This is a genomic window from Pseudomonas sp. LBUM1663 (assembly GCF_059695905.1).
The window spans coordinates 4,964,132-4,976,780 of record NZ_CP166792.1 but is presented as its reverse complement, the minus strand read 5'-3'; the positions used below and the strand labels follow the sequence as shown (position 1 = coordinate 4,976,780).

Sequence of the window (12,649 nt, the reverse complement as noted above, 5' to 3'; positions counted from 1 at the left end):
GCAGACGCGGTATGTCAGAAATAAAGAGCTATTCGCTTGGCGACTGCTCCGCAGCCGAACGGGGGTAAACCCCCTCGCCACAGATTTCGTTTGGCTCATTTACTCGGCTTCCAGCCGCTCCACCTTCTTGTAAAGCGAAGCAGTGAACTCATCCCGGTCACCGGAATGGTGACAACGTCGATGACAATTCGGACACAGCGCGACAGCATTGCTCGGACGATCCGAACCTTCCTGCGCTAAATGCTTAACGTGATGGACCTCAAGAAACGGCCTGCCATCCTTTTCAAACGGAGCAGGTTCGCCACAACCTTCGCATCTACCGTTAGCCTGCTGGCGAACCCAAGCTCTCACCCAGGGATCGCGAACAAAAGACTTTCCGCTGGACTGAGTCTGTTCTGGTCTCTCAATCCCTTTCGGCACGTCTTTAATCGGTTGTTTTTCAAGTTTGGCAGATCGCTGTTCCAGCGTTGCCTCGTCCGCCGTTGGGGCAAAATCCTCAGGGGTCAACGTACTTGGAGCGTTGAGCGCTTTTCGAATGCTTCGCGCCACATTCGCGCCGACATTCTTGGCGGGTTTGTAGCCCGCAATGCGATCTCGACCCAACTCCTCCAGCACGGTAGAGATGTTCTGCATCCGAAACTCAACCGACCCTTTGGTCCGACCGGCTAAGGCTCCCTCACGCAGGATGCGGTTCTCCTCAGTCTTAACGACTTTCTGACCACTCTGCTCGCGGGACAACATGCTGAGATAGGCGTCTACCGCAGCCTGAATCTCAATGTCAGTCCAATCGCTGTTGCTCTTTTCCGTGTCCATAAAATCGCCGAGGGCTGAAAACCCTCGGACGATACTGAGTGGCCATTACGACTGTCTACGAAAATTCCTACAGAAAAGACCGACGCTTCTTTCAGTTGATCCTACAAAGGCTAGCCAACCGAATGTTTTGAAGACTGAAACGCCTCCAACACCTTCCGCGACCAAGGCTTAACCACCGGTACCCGCCGCCGCGTGCGATTGAGCAACAGGTATGGCATGTCCCGCAGCCGAATCCAGCCATCATCCTGCCAATGCAGCAGACTCAACGACATCTCTGGCCAATCCAACAAGCTGAGCATTGGCCGATCCGTATTCTTCGACTGCCCCGCATCACGCAAGGCTGGCACCACTTGATGAGTTAGCCACTCTCGCAACAACCGATTCCCCGGTGCGTAGTGATAGACCAGCAGCGCATAGACGCCGGACTCGCTGAGCATCAGTCGCTTTTCTGGCTGTCCGTGGTAGTCGATTAGCAATGTGTGCCGCTGATCTTCATCCAGTTTGCTGACCACTCGATCGTTCAGATGGATACCCATCAAGCGACCTAGATCGCGGGCGCAGAACCAGGGTTGGTTTTCCAGAAGGAGGGCGTGAAGTTCGAGGTTTTGGCGAATGAAGACGGTGGGGATGTATGGATCAGACATGATCGGCCTCCTGGAACGGAAGCAAATTGTCTGCGGTGCAGATGTAGGTCATTTCCTTCAATAGGAAGGGAAAACGCTTAGGCATATCCATTACCTCTACTTGATAGCTTTCTTAGGGCTAAGGCGCCGGGAGTTAAGAAACCCCAAGTAGAAGGCCGGACATATTTCCCTTACGGGTCTTGTATTAGCCCACTCCCGGCATAGCAGAGGTTTTTTCACGCCCACGAGAAACCCGTAGGCACAAAAAAGCCGCATCTTTCGGGAGCGGTCAGGCCGCTACTTGAGGCGTTTCTTAGGCGCCGGAGGAGGGAGGGTAGGTGGTTGGAAATGCTGGGTCAAGTCGAGGAGCAGTCGGAACCTGTGAGCAGATTTTGCTTAAAGCTTGAACGACTCCATTTCGACCCTATTTTAGTAGAACTCCAAATGAATAGCCGCGCTGAGCGCGGCTAATACAATCCGGCTTTCAAAGTTGGGCAAAAATACTAATCATATCTGGATCTCCTCGGTTATAACCTGATCGAGGAGTTTGGAAACGAGTCCCAGAGACCTTTAAATCAGAGATTTTTCTCATATCGCAGAGAACCCACTTGTGACCGGAAGTCACATGACCTCCGTGTGTTTGAAAGCAACGAAGTACTTCTTTTCCAGTGCGGGAGATGCCAAAGGCATGAGGCTCAACGACACGAGGAATGCCGCTGTATATGAATGTCAAAACTTGAAAGTTACTGATGGCATCAATAATTGTCTGCTTCATATCAATTTCTCAGAGTGTGATTATAGAGCGGGACAGTTGCCTGTCCCGCACGGTTAGGCTTTTACAAAGAAGCAGAAAGGACGCCCGTCTTTGCGAAAGACGTCTTTTCCGCTACGCCAGTGCTTAAAGCTCATACAGAAAACAGCTCTGTATCCTGGCGGTGCTACCGGATATCCGTTCATAACGAATTCTCCGACGCGAGGCCGTTGTAACCGTCCGAAAGATGTCTATAATCACGTCGCGCATTTTCCTAATGCATCGTGATTTGAGTTCCTTCAGTCACGGCCCGCACCCTCGGGCTTCTGTTCAATGGTGCGGTCAAGACCCGCAGCAATCGTTGGCGCGATTGCTGCGGGTTTCTTGTTTCTGCCTTCTGAATTACAGTTTTTTGACGTTTTTATGGCCCTGCTGTCATTGGAGCAGCAGGGCCATATAAATCAATCCCAGCTAAGCGCCCCACCAGTCTGATACTCAATAACTCTCGTCTCAAAGAAATTCTTCTCTTTCTTCAAGTCCATAATCTCGCTCATCCAAGGGAACGGGTTAGTCGTCCCTGGATACTCTTCCTTCAACCCAATCTGCGACAGACGACGGTTAGCGATGAACTTGAGGTAGTCCTCCATCATCGCCGCATTCATCCCCAACACCCCGCGAGGCATGGTGTCGCGAGCGTATTCGATCTCCAGCTGAGTGCCCTGCAGAATCATCTGCGAGGCTTCTTCCTTCATCTCGGCATCCCACAAGTGCGGGTTTTCGATTTTGATCTGGTTGATCACGTCGATGCCGAAGTTCAGGTGCATGGATTCGTCGCGCAGGATGTATTGGAACTGCTCGGCGACGCCGGTCATTTTGTTGCGGCGGCCCATGGAGAGGATTTGGGTGAAGCCGCAGTAGAAGAAGATGCCTTCCAGAACGCAGTAGTATGCGATCAGGTTGCGCAGCAGCTCTTTGTCGGTTTCGACGGTGCCGGTTTCGAACTTCGGATCGGAGATCGAGCGGGTGTATTTGAGGCCCCAGGTGGCTTTTTTCGCGACCGATGGGATCTCGTGGTACATGTTGAAGATCTCGCCTTCATCCATGGCCAACGATTCGATGCAGTACTGGTAGGCGTGGGTGTGGATCGCCTCTTCGAACGCCTGGCGCAGGATGTACTGGCGGCATTCAGGGTTGGTGATCAGGCGGTACACGGCCAGGACCAGGTTGTTGGCAACCAGGGAGTCGGCGGTGGAGAAGAAGCCGAGGTTGCGCATCACGATGCGGCGCTCGTCGTCGGTCAGGCCTTCCGGGTCTTTCCAGAGGGCGATGTCGGCGGTCATGTTGACTTCTTGCGGCATCCAGTGGTTTGCGCAGCCGTCCAGGTATTTCTGCCAGGCCCAGTCGTACTTGAACGGTACGAGTTGGTTGAGGTCGGCGCGGCAGTTGATCATGCGCTTTTCGTCGACGGCGACACGGGCGGAGGCGCCTTCGAGTTCGGCGAGGCCTTCGGCGATGTCGAGGTTGTCCAGGGCTGCTTTGGCACGGGCGATAGCGGCAGAGTCGGTCGCGGTAACGGCGCGAGCTTCTTGAGCGGCGACACCACCAGCGGTGTCGAGTCGGTCCATGTTGGCTTCAGTCGCGTGGCCGGCGTTGGCGCCTTTTACCACGGTCTCGCCGCTGTCTTCTTTGTCGAATTCGTCCCAGCTCAGCATGACGTGTCGTCTCCTGCGTGAGGGCCAGATGCCCGTGTGAAAACTGATTGGTTGTTTTTCACACGGCCGTACTGGCCGCGTTGGATAGCGTTTTTTGCAGCGGTACACGCAGGCAAATAAACATAATTTTGTACGGGGTTCCGAGAGCCTCTGAGGGGCGCAGAAATCGGTAAGGACTTCGGCGTGGGCTTCAGACTGGCTTTTCGTCCCTGTAAGGGAATATTGCAGGCCCGTTTAAGCCGGCATTATAGGGAAATTTTTACGGTCGTGGTGGGGCGAATCCGCGCATGGAGAGGTCGAGAAGGCGGGTTTTTCGGTCGGAGCGAGGGTTTACAGGGCTTTGGCTGGAGATCGCGGGTGAAGATTTTTTTTCTTAAATTTTGAAGCACTACTTTTTTGTTCAAAAAATAGGCAGAAAAAGCGGTTTTTCACTACATGTTGTGTTTTGAATCGGTTTTCGGTGGTTCAAGACACAACTAAGCCCGACCGAAGCCGGGCTGTAAAGTCACGCTGGATGATCAGCTCAGGCGTGCTGCACCGACGTGATCGGCGCCATCGGCAGCGACTTTGGCCGAACCGGTGTGATCGAAGCCGTCAGCGGCGACTTTGGCGGCGCTTGTGTGATCAAAGCCATCCGAAGCCAGCTTGCTGGCACCGACGTGATCAGCACCATCGGCGGCGAAGGAAGCCGAACCGGTATGGTCGTAGCCGTCAGAAGCGACAGCCGCTTGTGTGGTGTAGGCAGCCGAGCCCGTGCGGTCGAAACCGTCAGCAGCGAAGGTGTTGGCAGCCAGGACGGAGAGGGTCAGGGCGAGGATCAGTTTGGTTTTCATGGTAGTGGCTCCAGGTTCGTTGGCGTTTTGTGCCTTGGGTATGGAATGAATGCTACGCCAACTATTTTGATTAAAAAGAGCAAATAAATGCTCAAATTAATCGTTTAAATCGATATATGCGGTTCGGCGCTGCATCTGCCTTGAAAGAGCGGGGCGGATGGGTCGAACCGTTAAGAGGTCGGTGGGTGGATCAGCCGTTGGTGCAGCCGTTACCCATGATGCTGTAGCGCAGGATGTGGCGTTGACCTTGGGAGTCGTCGTATTCCATTTTCACCGGAACAACTTCGCACACATTAGGGACTTCACTCATGGAGATAACTTTGGCGACGTCCAGGTGAGTCGAGTAAGTGTATTCCTCGATGGCTGGTTTTTGCTGTGCGACATCAGTCGGGACCTCGTCTGCCATGGCGGTTGCGCACAGGCTGCTGAGGGCCAGAACTAATAAAGCTTTCATTTCAGATTTACCTTTTAGAGGTCGAATGGGGTCACGCAACCTTTTTGGGGTTGCGTGTGGAGCTTGATTAAAGAGTCTTGGATTAACGGCCTTCGTGGGGGCTGCAACTTGGTTAATCACGTTGCCTTGTTGGCGAGGCGGATTTTAGGCGTGGGGGGTGCATTCATATAGGTGGGGTTTTGATAAACACCTTTGACAGATTTCGTAACAATCCTTGAGAGAAGCAGCTAGCGACGCACGGCCTGTAGCAGCTGGCGAAGCCTGCGTTCGGCTGCGCAGCAGTCGTAAATCCTGCTAAACGCTTTTTTCCTGACATATCGCAATTTCTGATTTTACGACTGCTGCGCAGCCGAACGCAGGCTTCGCCAGCTGCTACAAGTCGGTTTATGGCTGGGCTCTGGAATTACCTGGAAGACGCGGGGAAGTTGGGCTCGCGGGATATTCAAGACATTTTGTAGGGGCTTGTTACTACCATCGTCGAATGGTTCTATAGGCCCGGCCCGGCTACAACTGGGGTCATACAAAAACAACTATTCCACCGAGGTAAGAAAGATGAGTGCGGCTTCTCTGTATCCCGTTCGTCCCGAGGTTCTGGCCAATACGCTGACTGACGAGGCAACCTACAAAGCCATGTACCAGCAGTCGGTCGTCAACCCGGACGGCTTCTGGCGCGAGCAAGCCAAGCGCCTCGACTGGATCAAGCCTTTCACCACGGTGAAGCAGACCTCCTTCGACGATCACCATGTCGACATCAAATGGTTCGCCGACGGCACGCTGAACGTTTCCTACAACTGCCTCGACCGTCATCTGGCCGAGCGCGGCGATCAAGTCGCGATCATTTGGGAAGGGGATGACCCTGCCGAAAGTCGCAACATCACCTACCGCGAGCTGCACGAACAAGTCTGCAAGTTCGCCAACGCCTTGCGCGGCCAGGATGTACACCGCGGCGACGTGGTGACTATCTATATGCCGATGATCCCCGAAGCCGTGGTCGCCATGCTGGCCTGCACCCGGATCGGCGCGATTCACTCGGTGGTGTTCGGTGGTTTCTCGCCGGAAGCCCTGGCCGGTCGCATCATCGACTGCAAATCCAAAGTGGTGATAACCGCTGACGAAGGCATTCGTGCCGGCAAGAAAATCCCGCTCAAGACCAACGTCGACGACGCGCTGACCAATCCGGAAACCAGCAGCATCCAGAAGGTCATCGTGTGCAAACGCACCGGTGGCAACATCAAGTGGAACCAGCACCGCGACATCTGGTACGAAGACCTGATGAAAGTGGCGGGCAGTGTCTGCGCGCCGAAAGAGATGGGCGCCGAAGAAGCGCTGTTCATCCTTTACACCTCCGGTTCCACCGGTAAGCCCAAGGGCGTTCAGCACACCACCAGCGGTTACCTGCTGTACGCCGCCATGACCCACGAGCGCGTGTTCGACTACCGCCCGGGCGAAATCTACTGGTGCACCGCCGACGTCGGCTGGGTCACCGGCCACAGCTATATCGTCTACGGCCCATTGGCCAATGGCGCGACCACGCTGCTGTTCGAAGGCGTGCCGAACTATCCGGACATCACCCGGGTGGCGAAGATCGTCGACAAGCACAAGGTCAACATCCTCTACACCGCGCCCACCGCGATCCGCGCGATGATGGCGTCGGGTCAAGCCGCTGTTGAAGGTGCTGATGGCAGCAGTTTGCGCCTGCTCGGTTCGGTGGGTGAGCCGATCAACCCGGAAGCCTGGGACTGGTACTACAAGAATGTGGGCAAGTCCCGTTGCCCGATCGTCGACACCTGGTGGCAGACCGAAACCGGCGGCAACATGATGAGCCCGCTGCCGGGCGCTCACGCCCTCAAGCCGGGTTCGGCGGCACGTCCGTTCTTCGGTGTGGTGCCAGCGTTGGTCGACAACCTGGGCAACATCATCGAAGGCGTGGCCGAGGGCAACCTGGTGATTCTCGATTCGTGGCCAGGCCAGGCGCGCACGCTGTACGGCGACCATGACCGCTTCGTCGACACCTACTTCAAGACCTTCCGTGGCATGTATTTCACCGGTGACGGCGCACGTCGCGATGAAGACGGTTACTACTGGATCACCGGGCGCGTGGACGACGTGCTCAACGTGTCCGGCCACCGCATGGGCACCGCCGAGATCGAAAGCGCGATGGTTGCTCACCCGAAAGTTGCCGAAGCTGCCGTGGTCGGTGTGCCGCACGACATCAAGGGCCAGGGCATTTATGTCTACGTCACGTTGATCGGTGGCGAAGAGCCGAGCGAGCAACTGCGCCTTGAGCTGAAGAACTGGGTGCGTAAAGAGATCGGCCCGATTGCTTCGCCGGACGTGATCCAGTGGGCACCGGGGCTGCCGAAAACCCGTTCGGGCAAGATCATGCGCCGGATTCTGCGCAAGATTGCGACCGCCGAATACGATGGGTTGGGTGATATCTCCACCTTGGCGGATCCGGGTGTGGTGCAGCATTTGATTGATGAGCACAAGATCATGAACGTCGCTTAACCTGGCGTTCCTGAGTCATCGAAGCCCCGCCCGGTGTTGAGCCTGGTGGGGCTTTTTGCTGTCTGGGTTTTTGTGTTGGCCGGCCGGGCCTCATCGCTAGCAGGCTAGCTCCCACAAGGATCTCCAGTGGATTCACAATTTGAACCGAGCGCAGTTCCCTCTGTGGGAGCTAGCCTGCTAGCGATGGCGATCTGTCAGGCACTCAATAAACAACGCCCAATAATTATCGGCTTCACTTGTAGGCGCTTTCCCACTGTTACCCGCCACCCTTCAAGTAACTGAATGTGTAACCGCGCGCTCCGAGACGGGGCATTGGGAAACGCCAGCCCCCACTCTCGGGCCTCTCCAGCCCATTCAAAAAATAAGACACAACGCTGCGCTTGCCGGATTAGAAGGGTTTGCCAATAATAGGCCCGCAATTTGCAGCAGTGATCGGTTCACTGTCTTTTGCTCTTGCATGAATTTGCAGGGCTGTCAACGCGCTCAAACGGCTTTCTCAGTGCATCTGTAATTAGTTGTCGCATTGAAGAAATATCGGCTTCGGGCCTGTCGTTAGAATGCCGATCACTCGCTCGTTGTGGCTCGCGTTGAAAAAAGCGCGTGATTCCTACGACGCAGCATCGCTTTCCGGTTCCACTCATTCGCATATTGGGCTGTCGCTCACTCTGCCGTTTTAGCCCTTTACCGATGGAGTCCCAAGATGAAGAAACTCGTGCTGCTTGGCGCCCTGGCACTGTCCGTGCTGTCCCTGCCGACTTTCGCTGATGAAAAACCTCTGAAAATCGGTATCGAAGCGGCTTACCCTCCGTTCGCGTCCAAAGCGCCGGACGGCAGCATCGTTGGTTTCGACTACGACATCGGCAATGCCCTGTGCGAAGAGATGAAGGTCAAGTGCACGTGGGTCGAGCAAGAGTTCGACGGTCTGATCCCGGCGCTCAAAGTGCGCAAGATCGACGCGATCCTGTCGTCCATGTCGATCACTGAAGACCGCAAGAAATCCGTGGACTTCACCAACAAGTACTACAACACCCCGGCGCGCCTGGTCATGAAGGCCGGCACTCAAGTCAGCGAAGGCCTGACCGAGCTGAAGGGCAAGAATATTGGCGTGCAACGTGGTTCGATCCACGAGCGTTTCGCCCGTGAAGTCCTGGCCCCGCTGGGTGCCGAGATCAAGCCTTACGGTTCGCAGAACGAAATCTACCTCGACGTGGCTGCTGGTCGCCTCGACGGCACCGTGGCAGACGCTACGCTGCTGGATGACGGTTTCCTGAAAACCGACGCCGGCAAAGGTTTCGCCTTCGTTGGCCCGGCCTTCACCGACGTCAAATACTTCGGCGACGGCGTGGGTATCGCGGTTCGCAAGGGCGACGCGCTGAAAGACAAGATCAACACCGCGATCGCTGCCATTCGCGAGAACGGCAAGTACAAGCAAATCCAGGACAAATACTTCGCCTTCGACATCTACGGCAAGTAACACGTCCCGGCGACAAGTCCGAAATGGCGCAAGCAACAGGATCTCTGAGGTTTGCGCCATTTTTTCATCCCAACATTCGAGGACCTGAATCATGTTGAAAGGCTACGGGGCTGTCATCCTCGATGGCGCATGGCTGACGCTTCAGCTCGCCTTGTCCTCCATGGTCCTGGCCATCTTTCTGGGCCTGATCGGCGTTGCATTGCGTCTGTCGCCGGTTCGCTGGCTGGCCTGGCTGGGCGACCTGTATTCCACGGTGATCCGCGGTATTCCCGATCTGGTACTGATCCTGCTGATTTTCTACGGTGGTCAGGACCTGCTCAACCGCGTCGCGCCGATGCTCGGCTTTGACGACTACATCGACCTGAACCCGCTGGCCGCCGGTATCGGCACCCTGGGCTTCATCTTCGGTGCGTACCTGTCGGAAACCTTCCGCGGCGCCTTCATGGCGATCCCCAAGGGGCAAGCCGAAGCCGGCATGGCCTACGGCATGAGCAGTTTCCAGGTGTTCTTCCGGGTATTGGTGCCGCAGATGATCCGTCTGGCGATTCCGGGCTTCACCAACAACTGGCTGGTACTGACCAAGGCCACTGCGCTGATTTCGGTGGTGGGTCTGCAAGACATGATGTTCAAGGCCAAGCAGGCGGCAGACGCCACCCGCGAGCCTTTTACCTTCTTCCTCGCAGTGGCGGCGATGTACCTGGTGATTACCAGTGTCTCGTTGCTGGCATTGCGTCACCTTGAGAAGCGCTACTCGGTAGGCGTAAGGGCGGCTGATCTATGATCTTCGACTACAACGTCATTTGGGAGGCCTTGCCGCTGTACTTCGGCGGCCTGTTGACCACCCTCAAATTGCTCGCGCTGTCGCTGTTTTTCGGCTTGCTGTGCGCTTTGCCGCTGGGCTTGATGCGCGTCTCCAAGAATGCCGTCGTCAACATGACGGCCTGGCTTTACACCTACGTGATCCGCGGCACGCCGATGCTGGTGCAGCTGTTCTTGATCTACTACGGTCTGGCGCAGTTCGAAGCGGTACGTGAAAGCTTCTTGTGGCCGTGGCTGTCCAGCGCGACGTTCTGTGCGTGCCTGGCCTTTGCGATCAACACCAGCGCCTACACCGCTGAAATCATCGCCGGCAGCCTGCGCGCCACGCCGAACGGCGAGATCGAAGCGGCCAAGGCCATGGGCATGTCGCGCTACAAGATGTACAAGCGCATCCTGCTGCCATCGGCCCTGCGCCGGGCGCTGCCGCAGTACAGCAACGAAGTGATCATGATGTTGCAGACCACCAGTCTGGCGTCCATCGTGACCCTGATCGACATCACCGGTGCCGCGCGCACGGTCAACGCCCAGTTCTACTTGCCGTTCGAGGCGTACATCACGGCCGGCGTGTTCTACCTGTGCCTGACCTTCATTCTGGTGAAGCTGTTCAAACTGGCCGAGCGCCGCTGGCTGGGCTATCTGGCCCCGCGGAAGCACTGATATGGAACGCATCGATCATTCATTGCCGTGGAACCATCTGGGCAGCGAACGCCAGATTTCGGTGTTCCGCTTTGGTAGTGGCGAGCGCAAGGCCTACATCCAGGCCAGCCTCCACGCCGATGAATTGCCGGGAATGCGGACGGCCTGGGAGCTGAAAAAGCGCCTGGCCAAACTCGAAGCCCAAGGCTTGCTCAACGGCGTGATCGAACTGGTGCCGGTGGCCAATCCACTGGGCCTCGGTCAATTGCTCCAAGGCAGCCATCAAGGTCGTTTCGAAGCGGGCAGTGGCAAGAACTTCAACCGGGATTTCGTCGAGCTGAGCGCGCCAGTGGCCGCTGAGCTTGAAGGGCGCCTGGGCGATGATCCTCACGCCAATATCCGCTTGATCCGTCAGGCCATGAGCGATGCGCTGGCCGCGTTGCCGCCGGCCACGAGCCAGTTGCAAGGCATGCAGCGCATCTTGCTCAGCCACGCTTGCACCGCTGATGTCGTGCTGGATTTGCATTGCGATGCCGAAGCGGCGCTGCACATGTACGCCTTGCCGCAACACTGGCCGCAATGGCGTTCGCTGGCCGCGCACCTGAATGTGAAAGTGGGGCTGCTGGCGGAAGATTCCGGCGGCAGTTCCTTTGACGAGGCGTGCTCGCTGCCGTGGCTGCGTTTGTCGCGTCAGTTTCCTGATGCGCAGATTCCACTGGCGTGCCTGGCGACTACCATTGAACTGGGTGGTCAGGCCGACACCGGTCGCGCGGACGCCGAGGCTTACGCCGAAGGCATTCTGGCGTTCCTCGCCGAGCAAGGCTTGATCAGCGGCGAATGGCCCAAGCCTGCGCAAGAGGCGTGCGAAGGCATGCCGTTCGAAGGCACCGAATTGCTGTTCGCGCCGCATCCGGGCGTGATCAGCTTTTTGCGTAAACCCGGTGAGTGGATCGAAGCCGGCGACGAGATTTTCGAAGTGATCGATCCGTTAGCGGATCGGGTCAGCACGGTGTGTGCTGGTACGTCCGGGGTGCTGTTTGCCATTGAACGGCTGCGTTATGCCCAACCCGGTTTCTGGCTGGCCAAGGTGGCGGGGCGCGAAGCGCTGCGTCACGGGCGCTTGCTCAACGACTGACTGACTGTTTTTGTGAGAACCGACCGCATGTACAAACTTGAAGTCCAAGACCTGCATAAACGCTATGGCAGTCACGAAGTGCTCAAGGGCGTGTCCCTGAAAGCGGCGGCTGGCGATGTGATCAGCATCATCGGCTCCAGTGGCTCCGGCAAAAGTACTTTCCTGCGCTGCATTAACCTGCTCGAGCAGCCGCACGCGGGCAAGATTCTGCTCAACAACGAAGAGCTGAAACTGGTAGCCAACAAGGACGGCGCACTGAAGGCGGCCGACCCGAAACAGCTGCAACGCATGCGTTCGCGCCTGTCGATGGTGTTCCAGCATTTCAACCTGTGGTCGCACATGACCGCGCTGGAAAACATCATGGAAGCGCCGGTTCACGTGCTGGGCATGTCCAAGGCCGAGGCTCGTGAAAAAGCCGAGCACTACCTGAACAAGGTGGGCGTGGCCCATCGTAAAGACGCTTACCCGGGCCACATGTCCGGCGGCGAGCAGCAGCGCGTGGCGATTGCCCGTGCGTTGGCGATGGAGCCTGAGGTGATGCTGTTCGACGAACCGACGTCGGCCCTCGACCCGGAACTGGTTGGCGACGTACTGAAGGTGATGCAGGCCCTGGCGCTGGAAGGCCGGACCATGGTCGTGGTGACGCACGAAATGGGCTTCGCCCGTGAAGTGTCGAACCAGCTGGTGTTCCTGCACAAAGGCGTCGTTGAAGAAAGCGGCAACCCGCGTGAAGTGCTGGTCAATCCACAGTCTGAACGTCTGCAACAATTCCTCTCGGGCAGCTTGAAGTAAACCGAACTCCCGTTGCGCACCGGGATAGTGCATGCTTCGCAACCTAGAAGCTGACCCCGATTACTGTGGGAGCTGGCCTGCCAGCGATAGCTCTGGGCC

At 56.8% G+C, this 12,649-nt stretch carries 12 protein-coding genes; 6 read left to right on the top strand and 6 right to left on the bottom strand.

Annotation, left to right across the window (positions count from 1 at the left end):
- Positions 1 to 99: 99 nt before the first annotated feature.
- The 6 genes from ACA075_RS22820 to ACA075_RS22795 form a co-directional block, all read right to left on the bottom strand.
- Positions 100 to 813 carry an HNH endonuclease gene (locus tag ACA075_RS22820; RefSeq protein ID WP_497295493.1) on the bottom strand — a complete coding sequence of 238 codons (714 nt, stop codon included), beginning with the start codon at positions 811 to 813 and terminating at the stop codon, positions 100 to 102.
- A 110-nt stretch (positions 814 to 923) separates the two neighbouring features.
- Positions 924 to 1,457, bottom strand: a complete 534-nt coding sequence (locus ACA075_RS22815; protein WP_497295492.1) for a BRO-N domain-containing protein — start codon at positions 1,455 to 1,457, stop codon at positions 924 to 926.
- A 463-nt stretch (positions 1,458 to 1,920) separates the two neighbouring features.
- On the bottom strand, positions 1,921 to 2,211 hold the full coding sequence (locus ACA075_RS22810) for a hypothetical protein (protein WP_497295491.1): 291 nt from the start codon (positions 2,209 to 2,211) through the stop codon (positions 1,921 to 1,923).
- Positions 2,212 to 2,648: 437 nt separating this feature from the next.
- Positions 2,649 to 3,899: a ribonucleotide-diphosphate reductase subunit beta gene (locus ACA075_RS22805; protein ID WP_084322765.1), complete on the bottom strand. Its 1,251-nt coding sequence runs from the start codon at positions 3,897 to 3,899 to the stop codon at positions 2,649 to 2,651.
- Between the two features lie 518 nt (positions 3,900 to 4,417).
- Positions 4,418 to 4,732, bottom strand: a complete 315-nt coding sequence (locus tag ACA075_RS22800; RefSeq protein ID WP_497295489.1) for a hypothetical protein — start codon at positions 4,730 to 4,732, stop codon at positions 4,418 to 4,420.
- Positions 4,733 to 4,922: 190 nt separating this feature from the next.
- Complete coding sequence (locus ACA075_RS22795) at positions 4,923 to 5,186, bottom strand: DUF2790 domain-containing protein (protein ID WP_094471096.1); 264 nt, start codon at positions 5,184 to 5,186, stop codon at positions 4,923 to 4,925.
- Between the two features lie 552 nt (positions 5,187 to 5,738).
- Here ACA075_RS22795 and acs point away from each other — a divergent pair.
- The 6 genes from acs (at position 5,739) to ACA075_RS22765 (ending at position 12,550) form a co-directional block, all read left to right on the top strand.
- Positions 5,739 to 7,694 carry an acetate--CoA ligase gene (acs, locus tag ACA075_RS22790; RefSeq protein ID WP_497295487.1) on the top strand — a complete coding sequence of 652 codons (1,956 nt, stop codon included), beginning with the start codon at positions 5,739 to 5,741 and terminating at the stop codon, positions 7,692 to 7,694.
- A 700-nt stretch (positions 7,695 to 8,394) separates the two neighbouring features.
- A complete protein-coding gene (locus tag ACA075_RS22785; protein WP_010457256.1) occupies positions 8,395 to 9,168 on the top strand; it encodes an ABC transporter substrate-binding protein in 774 nt (257 codons plus the stop codon).
- Between the two features lie 91 nt (positions 9,169 to 9,259).
- A complete protein-coding gene (locus ACA075_RS22780; RefSeq protein ID WP_010457254.1) occupies positions 9,260 to 9,949 on the top strand; it encodes an ABC transporter permease in 690 nt (229 codons plus the stop codon).
- On the top strand, positions 9,946 to 10,644 hold the full coding sequence (locus tag ACA075_RS22775; protein WP_219097189.1) for an ABC transporter permease: 699 nt from the start codon (positions 9,946 to 9,948) through the stop codon (positions 10,642 to 10,644). The genes ACA075_RS22780 and ACA075_RS22775 overlap by 4 nt, the downstream gene beginning before the upstream one ends.
- A 1-nt stretch (position 10,645) precedes the next feature.
- Positions 10,646 to 11,758: a M14 family metallopeptidase gene (locus tag ACA075_RS22770; RefSeq protein WP_497295484.1), complete on the top strand. Its 1,113-nt coding sequence runs from the start codon at positions 10,646 to 10,648 to the stop codon at positions 11,756 to 11,758.
- A 27-nt stretch (positions 11,759 to 11,785) separates the two neighbouring features.
- Positions 11,786 to 12,550: an ABC transporter ATP-binding protein gene (locus ACA075_RS22765; RefSeq protein WP_008154324.1), complete on the top strand. Its 765-nt coding sequence runs from the start codon at positions 11,786 to 11,788 to the stop codon at positions 12,548 to 12,550.
- Positions 12,551 to 12,649: the final 99 nt, after the last annotated feature.